The organism is Embleya sp. NPDC005971 (assembly GCF_040629175.1).
Lineage (GTDB): Bacteria > Actinomycetota > Actinomycetes > Streptomycetales > Streptomycetaceae > Embleya.
The window spans coordinates 233,795-250,430 of the sequence record NZ_JBEXUX010000003.1 but is presented as its reverse complement, the minus strand read 5'-3'; the positions used below and the strand labels follow the sequence as shown (position 1 = coordinate 250,430).

Annotated in this window: 17 protein-coding genes; 12 read left to right on the top strand and 5 right to left on the bottom strand. The window is 72.0% G+C overall.

Going from position 1 to position 16,636, the window contains the following annotated elements; all coding sequences use genetic code 11:
* The first annotated feature begins 78 nt into the window (after positions 1 to 78).
* Both ABZ374_RS05325 and ABZ374_RS05320 read left to right on the top strand, forming a co-directional pair.
* A complete protein-coding gene (locus tag ABZ374_RS05325; protein WP_360306341.1) occupies positions 79 to 987 on the top strand; it encodes an FKBP-type peptidyl-prolyl cis-trans isomerase in 909 nt (302 codons plus the stop codon).
* A gap of 83 nt (positions 988 to 1,070) precedes the next feature.
* Entirely contained in the window at positions 1,071 to 1,448 is a 378-nt protein-coding gene (locus ABZ374_RS05320; protein WP_360306339.1) for an FKBP-type peptidyl-prolyl cis-trans isomerase, read from the top strand.
* A gap of 117 nt (positions 1,449 to 1,565) precedes the next feature.
* Here the strand turns inward: ABZ374_RS05320 and ABZ374_RS05315 are convergent, their stop codons facing one another.
* On the bottom strand, positions 1,566 to 2,654 hold the full coding sequence (locus ABZ374_RS05315) for a DUF3866 family protein (RefSeq protein WP_360306337.1): 1,089 nt from the start codon (positions 2,652 to 2,654) through the stop codon (positions 1,566 to 1,568).
* Between the two features lie 127 nt (positions 2,655 to 2,781).
* Between ABZ374_RS05315 and ABZ374_RS05310 the strand changes: the two genes are divergently transcribed.
* The 10 genes from ABZ374_RS05310 (at position 2,782) to ABZ374_RS05265 (ending at position 12,197) form a co-directional block, all read left to right on the top strand.
* Positions 2,782 to 3,765 carry a WYL domain-containing protein gene (locus tag ABZ374_RS05310; protein WP_360306335.1) on the top strand — a complete coding sequence of 328 codons (984 nt, stop codon included), beginning with the start codon at positions 2,782 to 2,784 and terminating at the stop codon, positions 3,763 to 3,765.
* On the top strand, positions 3,762 to 4,736 hold the full coding sequence (locus ABZ374_RS05305) for a WYL domain-containing protein (protein WP_360306333.1): 975 nt from the start codon (positions 3,762 to 3,764) through the stop codon (positions 4,734 to 4,736). Before ABZ374_RS05310 ends, ABZ374_RS05305 begins: the two co-directional genes overlap by 4 nt.
* A gap of 113 nt (positions 4,737 to 4,849) precedes the next feature.
* Positions 4,850 to 5,053 (top strand): hypothetical protein, encoded by a 204-nt coding sequence (locus tag ABZ374_RS05300; RefSeq protein WP_078978606.1) that lies wholly within the window; start codon positions 4,850 to 4,852, stop codon positions 5,051 to 5,053.
* 42 nt (positions 5,054 to 5,095) lie between these two features.
* Positions 5,096 to 5,323 (top strand): hypothetical protein, encoded by a 228-nt coding sequence (locus tag ABZ374_RS05295; RefSeq protein ID WP_360306331.1) that lies wholly within the window; start codon positions 5,096 to 5,098, stop codon positions 5,321 to 5,323.
* A 129-nt stretch (positions 5,324 to 5,452) separates the two neighbouring features.
* On the top strand, positions 5,453 to 5,734 hold the full coding sequence (tatA, locus tag ABZ374_RS05290; protein WP_360306329.1) for a Sec-independent protein translocase subunit TatA: 282 nt from the start codon (positions 5,453 to 5,455) through the stop codon (positions 5,732 to 5,734).
* A gap of 34 nt (positions 5,735 to 5,768) precedes the next feature.
* Positions 5,769 to 6,719: a twin-arginine translocase subunit TatC gene (tatC, locus tag ABZ374_RS05285; RefSeq protein ID WP_360306327.1), complete on the top strand. Its 951-nt coding sequence runs from the start codon at positions 5,769 to 5,771 to the stop codon at positions 6,717 to 6,719.
* A 26-nt stretch (positions 6,720 to 6,745) separates the two neighbouring features.
* Positions 6,746 to 7,633 (top strand): diacylglycerol kinase, encoded by an 888-nt coding sequence (locus ABZ374_RS05280; RefSeq protein WP_360306325.1) that lies wholly within the window; start codon positions 6,746 to 6,748, stop codon positions 7,631 to 7,633.
* Between the two features lie 27 nt (positions 7,634 to 7,660).
* On the top strand, positions 7,661 to 7,786 hold the full coding sequence (locus ABZ374_RS05275; protein WP_360306323.1) for a hypothetical protein: 126 nt from the start codon (positions 7,661 to 7,663) through the stop codon (positions 7,784 to 7,786).
* An 81-nt stretch (positions 7,787 to 7,867) separates the two neighbouring features.
* Positions 7,868 to 10,597: a DEAD/DEAH box helicase gene (locus ABZ374_RS05270; RefSeq protein ID WP_360306470.1), complete on the top strand. Its 2,730-nt coding sequence runs from the start codon at positions 7,868 to 7,870 to the stop codon at positions 10,595 to 10,597.
* 175 nt (positions 10,598 to 10,772) lie between these two features.
* Positions 10,773 to 12,197 carry an amidase gene (locus tag ABZ374_RS05265; protein WP_360306321.1) on the top strand — a complete coding sequence of 475 codons (1,425 nt, stop codon included), beginning with the start codon at positions 10,773 to 10,775 and terminating at the stop codon, positions 12,195 to 12,197.
* A gap of 95 nt (positions 12,198 to 12,292) precedes the next feature.
* Here the strand turns inward: ABZ374_RS05265 and ABZ374_RS05260 are convergent, their stop codons facing one another.
* The 4 genes from ABZ374_RS05260 to ABZ374_RS05245 form a co-directional block, all read right to left on the bottom strand.
* Complete coding sequence (locus ABZ374_RS05260) at positions 12,293 to 14,023, bottom strand: sigma-70 family RNA polymerase sigma factor (RefSeq protein WP_360306319.1); 1,731 nt, start codon at positions 14,021 to 14,023, stop codon at positions 12,293 to 12,295.
* Positions 14,024 to 14,265: 242 nt separating this feature from the next.
* The gene (locus ABZ374_RS05255) at positions 14,266 to 14,994 is read right to left on the bottom strand and encodes a hypothetical protein (protein WP_360306317.1); all 729 of its coding nucleotides are present in this window, start codon (positions 14,992 to 14,994) and stop codon (positions 14,266 to 14,268) included.
* Between the two features lie 151 nt (positions 14,995 to 15,145).
* The gene (locus ABZ374_RS05250) at positions 15,146 to 16,087 is read right to left on the bottom strand and encodes a 5'-3' exonuclease (RefSeq protein WP_360306315.1); all 942 of its coding nucleotides are present in this window, start codon (positions 16,085 to 16,087) and stop codon (positions 15,146 to 15,148) included.
* A gap of 40 nt (positions 16,088 to 16,127) precedes the next feature.
* Positions 16,128 to 16,502, bottom strand: a complete 375-nt coding sequence (locus ABZ374_RS05245; protein WP_360306313.1) for an STAS domain-containing protein — start codon at positions 16,500 to 16,502, stop codon at positions 16,128 to 16,130.
* Positions 16,503 to 16,636: the final 134 nt, after the last annotated feature.

The window sequence follows — 16,636 nt, the reverse complement described above, 5'->3', positions numbered from 1 at the left end:
GTTGTCGTCTTCACGTCGTCCTCACATCCGGACCCCATAGAGTGTCCCGGTCCTTGTCCATCTCAGCAGAGGAACATCGTGCGCCGTCTCGCTGCGCTCCTTCTGGTCCCCGCACTGGCCTTCACCGCGGTCGCGTGTGGCGATGACGACGGAGGAAAAACCGTTACCCCCACCGTGACCGGAGCCTTCGGTCAGAAGCCGGACATCAAGATCCCCAAGGGCAAGTCGGGCGACAAGACGACGTCCGCGGTCCTGATCGAGGGCACCGGTGAGGTGATCAAGAAGGACGACTACGTCATCGCGGACACCGTCGGCAAGAACTGGGACGGCTCGGACGCGGGCAACTCGTACGACAGCAAGACTCCCGAGGTCTTCCAGGCCGGCGATCAGCAGCTCCTGAAGGAGATCGGGCAGGGGATAATCGGCAAGAAGGTCGGCACCCGACTGCTCGTGGTGGTACCGGCCAAGGTGACCCAGGAGAAGCAGGCCGTCGTGCTGACGGTGGACCTGAAGTCGACCAAGACGCTCGACACCAAGGCGGAGGCCAAGGGCGCCCCGGTGACCCCGCCGGCCGGCCTGCCGGTCGCCAAGGTCGAGTCCGGCAAGGCCGCGGAGATCACCATCCCGCCGGGCACCGCCGCGCCGACCAAGCTGACCGTGCAGCCGCTGATCGAGGGCACCGGCCCGGTGGTCCAGAAGGGCCAGACGCTGGTCGCGCAGTACACCGGCGCCCTGTTCGACAAGGGCACCAAGTTCGACTCGTCGTGGGACCACGGCGGCGCGACCGCGTTCAAGATCGGTGTCGGCCAGGTCGTGACCGGGTGGGACGAGGGTCTGGTGGGGCAGAAGGTCGGCAGCCGTGTGCTGCTGGTGCTCCCGGCCGACAAGGGTTACGGCGCCGAGGGCAAGCCGCCGACCATCCCGGCCAACTCGTCGCTCGTGTTCGTCGTCGACATCGTCGACGCGCTCGGTGGCACGGCGGCCTGACGGCTCGTCCGATGACCGGGTCGGGCGACCGGCCCGGTACGTTGGACCCCGCATTCAGCACTCGAACGGATACGGATAACGCTGTGAGCGAGCTTACGAAGCCCGAGATCGACTTCCCCGAGGGTGGCGTGCCCGCCGACCTGGAGATCACCGAGATCTGGGAGGGCGACGGCCCGGTGGCCCAGGCGGGTCACCACGTCAGCGTGCACTACGTCGGTGTCGCCTTCTCCTCCGGTGAGGAGTTCGACGCGTCCTGGAACCGCAACTCCCCGCTCGACTTCCGGCTCGGTGTGGGCCAGGTCATCGAAGGCTGGGACAAGGGTGTGCAGGGCATGAAGGTCGGCGGTCGGCGCAAGCTGGTCATCCCGTCGCACCTGGCCTACGGCGACCGCGGCGCGCCGGGTGCGATCGCGCCCGGTGAGACGCTGATCTTCGTGGTCGACCTGATGAAGGTCGGCTAGTCGGACCTCGTTCGGCCCCGGTTCGCGCACCCCGCGCGGATCGGGGCCGTCGGCGTTTTCCGGCCGGTTGTGCGGGGGCTGCCCGCTCGCCTCGTCTCGGGTGCGGTCCGAAACCGGCTACCACCGGGTGGGGAGTTGCGCCGCGAAGCGGCCCGCGGCGGCGGCGGCGAGGAAGTAGGCGTGGTCCGCGTCGAGGCCGCGGCCCATCGTGGACAGCCGGGCCGGACTCGTGCGCAGCGCCGCGTCGAGGCCGTCGACGGACACCGTGTGCACGTCGTGCGCGTCCCGCAGCGGCTCGACGTCCGCCGCGACCCGATCCGCCAGCGGCCGCGGCAACGTGGGCACGACCACATCCGCCCGGGCCAGCGCGACTCGGCCGTACGCGGTCAGGCAGTGGTGCGAGACGCCTCGGTGGCGTTCGCGCCCGTCCGCGTCGGAGATCCGCAGCGAGGCCACCGGCCGGCCGCCGAGCGCGGCGATCGCGTTGATCGCCTCGCCCGCCGCGACGCCGGAGAAGCCCCACGGTGTGCCGGTGCCCAGGTTGCCCGGCCCCTGCGCGACGATCGCCAGATCCGCGCCCTGGACGTGCCGGGCCGCGAGCAGGCCGGTGTGCAGGGTGACCGCCTCCAGGTCGCCGCCGAGCGCCTGGCCCACCGTCACCGAGCCCGCCAGCCACCCGTGGTCGCGCAGGATGTCGACGGTCATCGAGAACCACAGCGGCAGCGTGCCGCCGTCCGTCATCACGTACACCACCCGCGCGTGCGGGCGCGCGGCGCGGATCCCGGCGCAGATCGCGGGCAGCGCGGAGTGCAGGTCGGCGACCACGACCGGCATGCCGTCCAGCGAGTCCGCGTCGCGCAGCGTCGCGTGGTGCGGCGAGTCCTGCTCGTCCACGCCGAGCACGACCGCCTGCATCGGGGTGTATCGGGCCTTGACCACGTGCCCCGGTCCGGGCGGCGGGTCCTCGGGCAGTCGATCGGGCAGGGCCACCACGAGCGCGTAGCCGCCGGTGCCCAGGCCCATGTCCTGGGCGGTGGTGTTGAGCAGCACGGTGTCGCCGACCACCGGGGTGCCGGTCAGGTGCGGGTAGGCGATCGCGCGCAACTCCCGCGCGGGGGCGGGTTCGGGTACGGCCACGGTCAGCTCGACCGCCCCGCGCCAGGCCCGTCGGATCGCCGTCACTTCGCCGCGTCGCCAGGTGATCACGGTCCGGCAGCCTAACGCCGGCGGGAGCGGTCGGGCGAACCGGAGGGCAAGATCGGCGGCCGCGACCAACCGACGCGCCGAACGCGGTACGGTCGGGGCTGCGCCTTGTGGGAGGGACTGGGATCTGATGGCGATTCCGAAGCAGGAGCGGTTGGTGAGCCTGGTGATGTGTCTGCTCGCCGCCCGTCGCTACGTCACGAAGGAAGAGCTGCGGCAGTCGATCGAGTCGTATCGGCTGTGCACGTCCGAAGAAGCCTTCGACCGCATGTTCGAGCGGGACAAGGACGACGTACGCGAACTCGGCTTCATCGTCGAGACCGGGGCCAACGACCCGCTGATCGAGTCGGCGGACGGCTACCGGATCCGCCCCGAGAAGAACGCGCTGCCGCCGGTGGAGCTGGACCCGGAGGAGGCCGCCGCGCTCGCGCTGGCCGCCGGTGCCTGGCAGCAGTCCGCGCTGGCCGGCGCCGCGACCGGCGCGCTGTACAAGCTCAAGGCCGCCGGTGTCGAGATCGACTCGGCGCCGCTGACCAGCGTCGAGCCCCGGGTGACCGCGCGCGAGCCCGCGTTCGGGCCGCTGCTGGACGCGCTGCGTACCCGCCGCCCGGTCCAGTTCGCCTACCGCCGCTCCGGCGCCGCCGAGGCCACGCCCCGGGTGGTGGAGCCGTGGGGGATGAGCTGCTGGCGCGGCCGGTGGTACCTGGTCGGCTTCTCCCGGGACCGACAGGAGCAGCGGGTGTTCCGGCTCGACCGGATCGCCGACAAGCCCAAGCCGAAGCCGCTCAAGGAGCAGTTCCGGGCCGAGGTGCCGGAGAAGGTGGATGTGCGCGGCCAGGTCGCGCGCTTCGCCGGCGAGGGCGGCGAGGGCATCGCCCGGATCCGGGTCCGCACCGGTGCCGGGTTCCCGCTGCGCGCCCGGGCGAGTGCGGTGGTGCCGGCCGGTGAGGGCTGGGACGAGTTGGAACTGAGCCACGGGCACGGACTGCACCACTGGCTAGCCGAGTTCGGCCCCGACGTGGTCGTGCTGGAGCCGCCCCATCTGCGTGCCGCCGTGGTCGCGCAACTGCGTGAGGCCGCCGGAGAGGCGACGGGACAGGTGAAGGTCGGATGAGCAACGCGATCGACGACACCCGGCGGCTGCTGTCGCTGGTGGCCTACCTGCGCGAGCGCCCCGGCACGCATCTGGACGACGTGGCGCGGGCGTTCGGCCTGCCGGTGGCGCAGGTCGAGGCGGACCTGGGCACGCTGCACATGTGCGGCACCAGCTTCATGGCCGACGACCTGTTGGAGCCGCACGTCGACTTCGAGGGCCGGGTCTTCCTGGACAACGCCGACGCGCCGGTGCGGCCGGTGCGGCTGGCTCCGCACGAGGCTCTGGCCCTGCTGGTGGCGCTGCGCGCGCTGGCCGGCCTGTCCGGGCTGCGCGAGCGGGACAAGGTCGCGCTGGGCCGGGTGACCGCCAAGCTGGAGGACGCCGCCGGTGAGGCCGCGCGTGCCGCGCAGGGCGTGACGGTCGAGTTCGAGGGCGACGACGCCGCCCAGGAGTCGGCGTTCGCCACGATGGACCGCGCGGTGAGCGAGAAGCGCCGGCTGCGGCTGCGCTACTACGTGCCGCGCCGGGACGAGATCACCGAGCGCGAGGTGGATCCGATCCGGCTGGTGCTGGTCGACGGGCACACCTACCTGGTGGCGTGGTGCCGACAGGCCGAGGGCCGCCGGTTGTTCCGGCTGGACCGGGTCGCCGAGGCGGTGCTCCTGGACGAGGCGTCCGAGCCGCAGCCGATCGAGCCGCTGGATCTCGCGGACGGCTTCGCGCCCACCGCGGCCGACGGCATCGAGGTGGTGCTCGAACTGGGACCCGGCGGGCGCTGGGTCACCGAGTACTACCGGCACGACAAGGTCGAGGAGCTGGCCGACGGCGGCCTGCGGTTGACCCTGCGCACGCCCGACCCGGCCGGGATCCGGCGGCTCGCGCTGCGATTGGGCGGGCACGGCAGGGTGATCTCCCCGCCGGAACTCGTCGACGATGTACGACGGACCGCCTCGGCCGCGCTCGCGGCCTACGCGGACCCGGCCGGCTGATTCGCCGCGGCCGGAGGCGATTGTCCAAAAACGGCACACGCCCCCGACCGCGGCCCAGCGGCACCTCCGGTACCACCGACGACAACCTTCCCGAGATTGCGAGGAGGCCCACGGTGTCGACGTTCACGGCGCGCTGCCCGGTTTGCGGACGCGTCGAGCTGACGGCGGATCAGCTGCGGCTGGTGCTCCGACCGAACAAGTCCTTCTATCTGTTCCGCTGTCCCACCTGCGCCGACTCGGTGCGCCGGCCGGCGGGGGAGCGGATCGTCGAACTGCTCACCGACGGCGGCGTGTCGTCGATGCAGGTCGCACGCTGAACGGGGGCGCGTGGCGGACTCGGGGGCTGTTAGGGTCGCCGCATGTTGCCGTGGGTCCTCGTCTTCATCGTGCTCGTCCTCGCCGGACTCGGCGTCATCGGCTGGTTCGCCTGGCGATTGTTCGGTGACGTGCGTCACCTCGGAGCGACCGTCGCGGACGCCTCGACCCGGCTGTCCGCGGCCGCCGCCGAGCTGGACGCGGCCGGTGGCCGGTCCCTGCGGCGCGATTCCGTCCCGCACGCCCGCCCCTCGGCCTCGCACCGATCGTGATCCGTACTCGTGACCCCTGGGGGTTACGTCCGGTGCAGTTGTTCGCCACCATTGCGTTGCACGTCTGTCATACGCACCGGCGTACGATCGAACCCATAACCCCCCGGCCCCGGCAATGAGGTACTGACTATGTTTGGCAAGCTCGGTTGGCCCGAGATCATCCTGATCCTGGTTGTCGTCGTGCTGCTGTTCGGCGCCAAGCGTCTGCCGGACACGGCGCGTGCGCTGGGCCGTTCGCTGCGCATCCTCAAGAGCGAGACCAAGGCGATGAAGGAGGACGGGACGGCCGAGGCCCCCGCCGCCGACAAGCCCGCCAAGACCACCGAGGCGCCGCCGCGCACCATCCAGGCGGCTCCCGGCGACGTGAGCGAGGCGCGGCCGGTCGGCGAGCCCGACCACAACCGTCGCTGAATCCGCGCGCGCCTTTTAGGAGTCGGCCCTCAAGGTGCTTGACAAGGCAGGGCGCGGACGAGAGTCCGGCCCGAAACAAAAGAAGATCAAGGACGCCGAGGGGCGCATGCCCCTCATGGAGCATTTGCGCGAACTGCGCAATCGCCTCGTCAAGGCGCTCCTGGCCATCATCGTCGTGACCATCGTCGCCGCGTTCTTCTACGAGGACATCGGCGCGTTCCTGGTCAATCCCGTCTGTGACCTCAAGAACGTCAAGGGCACCGGCGTCACCAAGTGCGGCCAGGGTGTCCTGGTGCAGCAGGGCGTGTTGTCGCCGTTCTCGATGGCGCTGAAGATCTCGCTGGCCACCGGCATCATCGCGGCCTCACCGATCTGGCTCTACCAGATGTGGGCCTTCCTGGCGCCGGGGCTGCACAAGAACGAGAAGAAGTACTCGCTGGCCTTCGTCGGCGTGGGTGTGCCGCTGTTCCTGGGCGGCGCCTACTTCTCGTACTGGATCCTGCCGCACGCCCTCCAGGTGCTCCTGGACTTCACGCTCACCGACGCCAGCAACCAGATCCAGCTCGACGACTACCTCAACTTCGTCATCCGCATGGTCGTGGTGTTCGGCATCGCGTGCGAGCTGCCGCTCGTGCTGATCATGCTGAACTTCGGCGGGGTCGTCACCGCGAAGCAGCTCGCGAGCTGGTGGCGCTGGGTGGTGATGGGCATCTTCATCTTCGGCGCGGTGGCCACGCCCACCACCGACCCGCTGACGATGATCCTGCTGTCGATTCCGATCACGATCCTGTACGGGATCGCGCTGATCGTGGCCTGGGTCAACGATCGCCGGCGCGGCAAGCGGCACGCGGAAGTGTTCGGCGCCGACCTCGACGACGACGAGGCGTCCGTCCTGGACACCTCGGTGCGCCCGGTCGAGCGCCCGAGCGCCGTCGCGGACGATTCGGACCCGGGCCCCGCTGCCAGGGTGGACGACATCACCTGAGGTCGGGTGGGCTAATCTCGCGCCTTGTGTCTCGGGAGATAGCAGTATTCGTCAACCCCACCGCGGGTCGTGGTCGCGGCCTGAAGGCGGCGTCCGTCGCCGCCGATCTGCTCCGCGAGCGGGGGCTGACACCGCATCAGGTGTCCGCCCCCGGCGCTGCGGAGGGGATCGCCCGGCTGCGCGGGGTGGTGCGCCGCGGTGTGGACGCCGTGGTCGCCGTGGGCGGTGACGGCACGGTGGCGGCCGCGTTGCAGGCGGTGGCGGGTACCGGTACGCCGCTGGGCGTGGTGCCGATCGGCTCCGGCAACGACTTCGCGCGGGCCCTGGAGCTGCCGCTGGGCGACGTGGCGGGCGCGGCGCGCGTGGTGGCCGACCTGTATGCGCGGCCGATGGACCTCGGCCGGGTGGGCGAGCGCTGGTTCGGCACGATCCTGTGCACCGGCTTCGACTCGCGGGTCAACGAGCGCGCCAATCGCATGACCTGGGCGCGCGGGCGGACCCGCTACAACGCCGCGCTGCTGGGCGAGCTGGGCGCGTTGAAGCCGATCGCCTACGAGCTGGAGCTGGACGGCAAACCCTTCGACGTCGAGGCCACCCTGATAGCGGTGGGCAACAGCCGCTCCTACGGCGGCGGCATGCGGATGTGTCCGGACGCCGATCCCGGTGACGGTCTGTTCGACGTCACGGTGGTGGCCGGCTGCGGGCGGGCCGAGTTGTTGCGGGTGTTCCCCAAGGTCTACAGCGGGAAGCACGTGAGCCACCCGCTGGTCTCGGTGTACCGGGCCGCGACCGTGTCGATGACTGCGGGCGGGCTCAGCGGGTGGGCCGACGGCGAGCGGCTGGGCGCGTTGCCGCTGACCGCGGACTGCATACCCGACGCGGTCCGGGTCCTGATACCCCGGCCGCGCGACTGAGCGGCGCCGGAGAGCGAGCCGGGTCCGGTGATCGAGGCCCGGGTCTTGATCGAGCCGCCTGTGATGATCGTGCTGCCTGTCTTGATCGAGCTGCTTGTCTTGATCGAGCTGGTTGTCATGATCGAGCTGCTTGTCATGATCGAAAAAAGGTGATCACAGCCGTCGGCCCCGGCCGGTAGTCTGCTTGACGAGATGCCTCTCGATCCTTCACGCGGCACGGACCGCGACACCCAGATGTCCCCCGCCGAGCGCTACGCGGCCTCGCGCCGCCGGGCCGCCGACGAACGGACGAGCCTGCACGCGTTCCGCGAGCAGTATCCCTTCGGTCTCGACCCCTTCCAGGTCGAGGCGTGCCGCGCGTTGGAAAGCGGCAAGGGGGTGCTGGTCGCGGCGCCGACCGGTTCGGGCAAGACGGTGGTCGGCGAGTTCGCCGTGCACCTCGCGCTCGAACAGGGCCGCAAGTGCTTCTACACGACGCCCATCAAGGCGCTGTCGAACCAGAAGTTCGCCGACTTCCAAAAGCTCTACGGCGCGGCGAACGTGGGCCTGCTCACCGGGGACAACTCGGTCAACAGCGACGCCCCGGTGATCGTGATGACCACCGAGGTGCTGCGGAACATGCTCTACGCGTCCTCGAACGCGTTGAACGGCCTGGGCTACGTCGTGATGGACGAGGTGCACTACCTCTCCGACCGCTTCCGCGGCGCGGTGTGGGAGGAGGTGATCATCCACCTCTCCGAATCGGTCACCCTGGTCTCCCTCTCGGCTACCGTCAGCAACGCCGAGGAGTTCGGCGACTGGCTGGGGACTGTGCGCGGCGACACCGCCGTCGTGGTCTCCGAGCATCGTCCGGTGCCGCTGTGGCAGCACGTGATCGCGGGCAACCGCACCTACGACCTGTTCACCGACGAGAACCACACCGAGGTCAACCCCGAGCTGATCCGGCTGGGCCGGATGGAGAGCGAGCGCGCGGGCCGACCGCAGGACCGCTACCGGCGCAACCGCGGCCAGGAGACCCGGCCGACGCGCAGCCGGATCTGGGCGCCCAGCCGCGCCGAGGTGATCGACCGGCTCGACGCCGAGGGCCTGCTGCCCGCGATCACCTTCATCTTCAGCCGCAAGGGCTGCGAGGCGGCCGTCCAGCAGTGTCTGCACGCGGGCCTGCGGCTCAACGGCGACGCGGAGCGGGCCGAGGTGCGCGCGATCGTCGAGGCACGCACCACCGGCATCCCGGACGAGGACCGGCACGTGCTGGGCTACCACTCGTGGCTGGAGGCGCTCCAGCGCGGGATCGCCGCGCACCACGCGGGCATGTTGCCGACCTTCAAGGAGGTCGTCGAGGAACTGTTCGTCAAGGGCCTGGTCAAGGCGGTGTTCGCGACCGAGACGCTGGCCCTGGGGATCAACATGCCCGCCCGCTCGGTGGTGCTGGAGAAGCTGGTCAAGTGGAACGGCGAGACGCACGCCGACCTGACCGCCGGCGAGTACACCCAGCTCACCGGGCGCGCCGGGCGGCGCGGCATCGACGTGGAGGGCCACGCCGTGGTGTTGTGGCATCAGGGCTTCGACGCCGGTCACCTGGCCGGCCTCGCGGGCACTCGTACCTATCCGCTGCGCTCGTCCTTCAAGCCGTCGTACAACATGGCGGTCAATCTGGTCGGCCAGGTCGGCCGGCATCGTTCGCGCGAGCTGCTGGAGACCTCGTTCGCGCAGTTCCAGGCGGACCGCTCGGTGGTCGGGCTGACCCGCCAGGTGCAGCGCAACGAGGAGGGGCTGGCCGGCTACCACGAGGCGATGACCTGCCACCTGGGCGACTTCGCCGAGTACGGGCAATTGCGCCGCGCGCTCAAGGATCGCGAGACCGAGCTGGCCCGCGAGGGCGCCTCGCAGCGCCGGGCCCAGGCCGCCGCGTCGCTGGAGAAGCTCCGGCCGGGCGACATCATCGTGGTGCCCACCGGCAAGTACGCGGGTCTCGCGGTGGTGCTGGACCCGGGCACCGACCAGGGACCGGAGGGGCCGCGCCCGTTCGTGCTCACCTCGGACCGGCAGGCCCGCCGACTGGCCGGGATCGACTTCCCCGTGCCGGTCACCGCGATCGACCGGCTGCGCATCCCGCGCTCGTTCAACGCGCGCAATCCGCAGTCCCGCCGCGACCTGGCGTCCTCGCTGCGCAGCAAGGTCGGCTACGTGGACCAGCCGCGGGCCCGCAAGCAGCGCTCGCCCGCGGCCGACGACCCGGAGCTCAACCGGCTGCGGCAGGCCATCCGGCAACATCCGTGCCACGGCTGCGACGAGCGCGAGGAGCATGCGCGCTGGGCCGAGCGCTATTACCGGCTGCTGCGCGACACGCAGGTGATCGAGAGCCGGATGAAGGGGCGCACGCACACCATCGCGCGCACCTTCGACCGGGTCTGCGCGATGCTTACCGACCTGGACTACCTCGTGGGCGACACGGTCACCGAGGACGGGCGCCGACTCGCGCGGATCTACGCCGAACTGGACCTGCTCACCGCCGAATGCCTGCGCGAGGGCCTGTGGGAGGAACTGACGCCGGCCGAGTTGGCCGCGTGTGCCTCCGCGCTGGTGTACGAGTCGCGGCAGCCGGACGACGCGATGGCGCCCAAGCTGCCGGGTGGGGCGGCGCACGCCGCGCTGGCCGACATGGTGCGCCTGTGGGGTCACCTGGACGCGCTGGAGGGGCAGCACCACCTCGACTTCCTGCGCGAGCCGGACCTGGGCTTCGCCTGGACGGCGTACTCGTGGGCCTCGGGGCTGAGCCTGGACGTGGTGCTGGGCGAAGCCGACCTGCCGGCGGGCGACTTCGTCCGCTGGATCAAGCAACTCGTGGACGTACTCGGCCAGATCGCTGCCGCAGCCCCCGACGACAGCAAGGTCGGCGGCACCGCGCGCAAGGCGATCGAGGGGCTGCGCCGGGGCGTGGTCGCGTACTCGTCGGTGGGCTGAGCGGGCGCCGCGGCGGCACGTTCGGTGGCGCCGCGTGGTGGGGCTCGGGGCGCCTGCGGTGGTCAACGCGCGGCCACGCGCCGGATTTTGCCGATCCGGCCGCGGGCGGACGGCGCCGGGCAACCATCGCGTACGGTGCGGGACGGATGTGTTCACCAGCGCTGGAGGTCGTGCCGTGCGGATCGACGAGTATCAGTCCTATGACGCCACCGGGCTCGCGGGCCTGATCGCCCGCGGCGAGGTGACCGCGGACGAGGTGCTCGACGTCACCTTCGAGGCGATCAAGGAACGCGAGCCGGCCCTGGGCGCGGTGGTCGCGTTGTGCGAGGAGCAGGCCCGGGCCGCGGTCGCCGGCCTGTTGCCCGGGGTGCTCGCGGGTGTGCCGTACCTGATCAAGGACCTCGAGTGCGACGTGGCCGGGATGACCACGAGCAATGGGTCGCGGTTGTTCGCCGGTACGGTCGCGGCGCGTGACAGCACGCTGGTGACCCGGCTGCGGGCGGCCGGTGTGCTGATCGTGGGCAAGACCAACACGCCCGAGTTCGGGCTGGGTACGACCACCGAGTCCGGCCTGTTCGGCCCCGCGCACAACCCCTGGCACCCCGAACGCAGCGCGGGCGGCTCCAGCGGCGGGTCGGCGGCGGCGGTCGCGGCGGGCATGGTGCCGGTCGCGCACGCCACCGACGGTGGCGGTTCGATTCGCATCCCGGCCGCGTGCTGCGGGGTGTTCGGGCTCAAGCCGAGTCGCGGCCGGGTCACCCCGGGGCCGGACCACGGCGAGTCGTGGGCCGGTCTCGCGGTCGCGCACGCGGTCACCCGCACGGTGCGCGACAGCGCGACGCTGCTCGACGTCACCGGCACCCCGGAGCCGGGCGACCCGTATCACGCACCGCCGCCGGTGGGCCCGTACGCGGCGGAAGTGGGCGCGGAGCCGGGGCGGTTGCGGATCGGGCTGATCCTGACGCCGGTGGACGCGGAGGTCCTGGTCGACCCCGAGTGTGTGCGGGCAGCCGAGGAGGCCGCCGCCTTGTGTGTCGCCCTGGGGCACGACGTGGAGCCGGTGACCTGGCCGGACACGCTGACCCGACCGGGCGAGGTGATCGCGCCGATCAGCGCCGCGCACATGGCGCGCATGGTGGATCTGCGTCTGGCCGAGTTGGGGCGCGAACTCAGGGCGGACGACCTGGACGCCGCGACCCGGCTGATCGTGGACAAGGGCCGCGGGTTGTCGCTGGCGCGCTACCTGGCCGCGGTCGACCGGATGCACACGATCGGGCGGGCGGTGACTCGGCTGACCGGGCGCTTCGACGTGTTGCTGACGCCGACCATGGCGGTGGTGCCGCCGCTGCTGGGCGAGTTGGACCCCAACCGCGATCCGCGGGCCGCGCTGGGCGGGATGCGCGGGATGGCGGCGTTCACCGGCTTGTTCAACGTGACCGGGCAGCCCGCCATGTCGGTGCCGCTGGGGCGCACCTCGGACGGGCTGCCGCTGGGGGTGCAGTTCGCCGGCCGCTACGGGGACGAGAGCACGCTGTTCCGCCTCGCGGGTCAACTGGAGGCGGCGGCACCATGGGCGGGTACGGCGGGCGTGGCGGGTTAGGCCCTGTTCGGCATTTCCTTGCTGCGGGGTGCCCGCAGGCGGCGGTGGGCGGGCCGGGAGGTGTCGGCCCGGGGTCGGGCGGACGGGGTGTGGGGTCAGCGCCGGCACAGCGTGTAGTGCGAGCCGTTCTTGCCCTTCACCTCGGTGCACTCGGCGGTGGAGCCGGCCGGCATCAGCGGTGCGGCCAGTGCGCTGGGCACGGTGATGGTCGGGTTCTCGCACCACTTGCCCGCGCCGTTGTCGCATTTGAAGCCGACCTTGTTGTCGTCGGCGCGGAACTCCTTGTTGTCGACCACCAGGGTCGGACCGGACCGGGTCGGCTTGACCTTGGTCGGGGCGGGCCTGGTCGGCGGGTACTTGGTGGGCTTCGGGGGCGGCGGTTGGGTCGCGGCCGGCGGCGGTGTGGCGGCCGGCTCGACCTCCGGGTCGGGCGGCGAGGGTTGCGGGGGAGGGGTATCGGCGGCGGGCGGCGGCAGCGGGGCGGGCGCGGAGGCGGCCACCGGCGGGGCCGGGCGCTTCGGCTTGGGTTTGTCGGAGTCCACGAGGGCGAACGCGGCCACCGCCACGGCCACCACCACACCGCCCGCGATCAGCGACGAGCGGCCGGCGGTCTGGCCGGCCTGACTCGCGCCCTTGGCCGCGGCGGCGCCCACGCCGGCGCCGGCCGCCGCGCTCCCGGCCGCGGCGGCGCCCGCGGCCACACCGCTCGCGACGCCGCTCGCGCCGGTGGCGCCCGCGGCCAGGCCCATGCCGCCGGCCACGGCCGCGGCCGCCGCGGTGGTGCCCGCGGCCACGGCCGTGCCGCTGAGGAAGATCGGCGCGGTGATGCCGATCAGCCCCAGCGCGATCGGCCCGTACCGGTCGCGGACGTCGACCATCTCGGCGTAGGTCTCGTTGCACCGGCTGCACTTCTTCAGGTGCGCGTCGATGCTTTCCCGGCGCTTTTCGGAGTCCATCCGGTTGCGGATGTGCCGGCCGTAGTGCCGGGTGAACTTCTTGCAGTTCTCGTCCTTGACGCCGCCGGTGGCGAACGCCACGAAGTAGTTGTCGCGCAGTTCCTGGCGGGCGCGCTCCAGGATCTTGCGCACGTTGTCCGGGTTCTCGCCGACCAGCGGGGCGACCTGCACGGCCTGCTCGCCCTCGATGTCCACGTGCCACAGCACCGTCCGGGACCGCTCGGGCAAGCCCTGGAAGGCCTGGAGCGCGAGCCGCGCGTCGTCGGCCTTCACGATCCGGTCCTGGTTCTCCCACGCGGACTCGAAGACGGTGAAATCCTCGGTGAGCCATTCGCGGCGGTCGCTCTTGGTCCAGTCGCCAGCGACGTGCCGCACGGTGGTGAGCAGGTAGGCCCGGAACGCCTCCTTCGGCCCCTGGCCCGAGCGCAGCGCCTGGAGCGTGCGGGCGAACGCCTCGGCGCACAGGTCGTCGGCGGCCTCGGGGGTGCGGGTGCAGGTGCGTGCGAAGCGGCGGACCGAGCCGACGTGGCGTTGGTAGAGCGGGCCGTAGGCGTCGCCGTCGCCGGCGCGCACCAGGTCGGCCAGTTCGCCGTCCGCCGGGCCCTCGAACGACACGGCCGCGGCGTCGGTGTGGCCGCCGCCCGGGTCGGTCGCGAAGGGGTGGGGCGTTGCGGTGTCGGGCGACCAGGGCTCGGCCGGTTGGGTTGCGGCCGGCTCGGGCCCGACGTCGCCGTCGCAGAACCGGGGGTGGTGTACGCCGCGTTGGCCGGGGACGAAGGGGGGACATGCGCCGGAGCCGGTCGCCTCGGCGGAGCCGCCGTTCGCGTCGCCGCTGGGGTCCGGGGTCGCCGCGTCGTCCTCGCGTGCCACCGTTTGCCCCCTTGTTCCCGTGCCGTACCCGATCGTTCGGACAGCATCGTGACCATCCGGACACGGTCTGTCCAGAAGCGGTGGGCCCCGGGAAGGCACCCGGAGTGCGCTCCGGCGCGGGTGGTGTGACACGGGCGCGAGGTCGGAACGCCCGCGCCCGTGCCGCGCGGCGGTCGGCGGTGGGCGTGACGCTGGGTCATTCGGGTGACGAGCATGTGTACGAAGAGCCGGTTCATCTCGGGTTACCGACCCGTCGTGCCCGGCGCGGTGGTCAAACGCACGCTCGAACGTGGGATGCGCGGGGCGCCACCGGGGACCCCGCCGGGACCGTCCAGCGGGTCCACGGGCGCCCGGCACAGGCGGTCCAGGCGGTCCGGCAATTCGGGGTCGTCGCCGTCGAGCAGGGCCATAAGTCGGCCGGGCGGCACCGCGTACGCCCGGTCGCCGAGCGCACGTTCCAGGTGGCGGGCGGTCAGCAGCAGGTGGCGCAGGTGGCCCCACATCAACGACTCGGGGACTTCCAGGCGCACCACGACGATCCGCACGTGCTCGCCCGCGGCGGCCCGCCGGCCCAGACCTTGTTGCAGGAGCGCGGCCGAGGGGAGTTCGGTGATCGGGTCGGTGCCGGGCGGCAGGGTGCCGGGCGGGATCGCCCGGGCGCGGGTGCTCAGGTAGGACTGCACGAGCGGGCCGGGCGCGCCCTGTGCGAGGCCGCACAGGAACAGCGCGTCCAGTTCGGCCAGTGCCACGTCCAGCGGGATCTCGGCGGCGGCCCGGTCCCGGGCCAGGGCCGGGCACGCGGACTGCATGTCGCCGTTGCGGACGAAGGCGTCCAGGCATTGCTCGACGGCGTCGCTGTGCCAGGCGACCCGGCCCGGCCAGCCGGCCCGCAAGGTCACCCGTTGCCACTCGCCGCGGAGCCGATCGCGGTCGGGTCGGGTGGTGATCGTGGTGTCACACTCGGTACGCATGCCCGGGGAGACATGGCTTCGCGGCGAACGTGACAGATTCCGCGGAACTTTCCGATGTGACCCGGGTCACATTGTCGCCCGTGCGCCCGGCGCGTTCGGGAGCGACCCTTTCGAGTGGCCGGCCGCCGTCCTCAGGCGGAGATTCCGGGCATCACCGACGGGGGGTGAGCACGTCGAGCAACCGGTGCACCGGACCGGTCAGGCCCCACTGCCGGCGCAGCGCGTCGAGCGCGACCGGATCGGCCGGCTCGGTGGGCAGCGGCCGATCCCACTCGGCCGCCGGCGGCAGCGGTACGTCCCGCACCACCCGCACCACGCCCGGGGCCACGTCCAGGTAGTCGCCCGCCTCCAGGATCCGGGCCCGCCGCGCCGGGGTCAGCCTGGCCGCCGGGTCGGCCGCCGCGGCCCGCACGCCGGCCAGGTCGCCGTACTCGCCGATCAACTGCGCCGCGGTCTTGTCCCCGATGCCCTTGACCCCGGGCAGGCCGTCGCTGGCGTCGCCGCGCAGCGTGGCGAAGTCCGCGTAGGCCGAGGCGGGCACGCCGTAGCGGGCGAGCACGGCGGCCTCGTCGATCACCTCGTGCGCGGCCACGCCCTTGACCGTGTAGAGCACCCGGATCGCGCGTGCGTCGTCGACGAGTTGGAACAGGTCCCGGTCGCCGGTGACGATGTCCACCGCGATGCCGGCCCGCTCGGCCAGGGTGGCGATCACGTCGTCCGCCTCGAAGCCCGGCACGCCCACCCGCGGGATGCCCAACGCGTCCAACACCTGCTCGATCACCGGCACCTGCGGGGCGAGCGTGTCCGGGATCTCCTCCTCGTCCGGCCCGGCCGCCTCGGCGACCCGGTGCGCCTTGTAGGAGGGGATCGCGTCGACCCGGAACTGCGGTCGCCAGTCCGCGTCCATGCATGCCACCAGCCGGGTGGGCCGGCGGTCCTCGACCAGGCGGGTGATGAAGTCGACCAGGCCGCGCACGGCGTTGACCGGCGTGCCGTCGGGAGCCTTGACCGATTCCGGGACGCCGAAGTAGGCGCGGAAGTACAGGGACGCGGTGTCGAGGAGCATCAGACGTTGAGTCACCCGCCCGATCATGCCGCACCGCACCGACGCGGGCCCGCGCGGCGACGCGGACTCAGTCGGAGAACTCGTCGAGTACTTCCTGCAGGGTGTCGCGCACGCCCAGCACGTCGATCAGGCCGGTCATCCGCAACGTCGCGCGGACGTTGCGATCGGGTGCGGCCAGGCGCAGTTCGCCGGAGAACGCGTGCATCGACTTGAACGCGTCTATCAGCACACCCAAACCGACCGAGTCGCAGAAGTTCAGCCCGGTGGCGTCCACGACCACCCGGCGACAACCGCCGTCGATCAGCTCGATCAGCGTGCGATGCAGCAACGGGGCGTTGTGCAGGTCCAGTTCGCCGGCCAGGTGGACCACCGCGCAACCGCGCCAGATCGTTACCCCGGTCACGGGGTGTTCCTGCCCGAGCGTGCCCAAGCGCGCGATCATGGCTGCGACCTTTCAGCGGCCGGACGTACTGCCGCGCCGATACGGCGCCGGCAATGGGCATTGTGGGCCATCCGCAGTGGTGCCGGACAGCCCCTCAACGGGTCGTTTTTTGTCGGGTGGGCCGAACGGGTGGG

Coding starts and splice junctions, on each gene's coding strand:
- ABZ374_RS05310 (WP_360306335.1), top strand. CDS start 2,782: ATGGCGATTCCGAAGCAGGAGCGGTTGGTGAGCCTGGTGATGTGTCTG.
- ABZ374_RS05255 (WP_360306317.1), bottom strand. CDS start 14,994: ATGCGTACCGAGTGTGACACCACGATCACCACCCGACCCGACCGCGAT.
- ABZ374_RS05250 (WP_360306315.1), bottom strand. CDS start 16,087: ATGATCGGGCGGGTGACTCAACGTCTGATGCTCCTCGACACCGCGTCC.
- ABZ374_RS05305 (WP_360306333.1), top strand. CDS start 3,762: ATGAGCAACGCGATCGACGACACCCGGCGGCTGCTGTCGCTGGTGGCC.
- tatA (WP_360306329.1), top strand. CDS start 5,453: ATGTTTGGCAAGCTCGGTTGGCCCGAGATCATCCTGATCCTGGTTGTC.
- ABZ374_RS05245 (WP_360306313.1), bottom strand. CDS start 16,502: ATGATCGCGCGCTTGGGCACGCTCGGGCAGGAACACCCCGTGACCGGG.
- ABZ374_RS05270 (WP_360306470.1), top strand. CDS start 7,868: ATGTCCCCCGCCGAGCGCTACGCGGCCTCGCGCCGCCGGGCCGCCGAC.
- ABZ374_RS05295 (WP_360306331.1), top strand. CDS start 5,096: ATGTTGCCGTGGGTCCTCGTCTTCATCGTGCTCGTCCTCGCCGGACTC.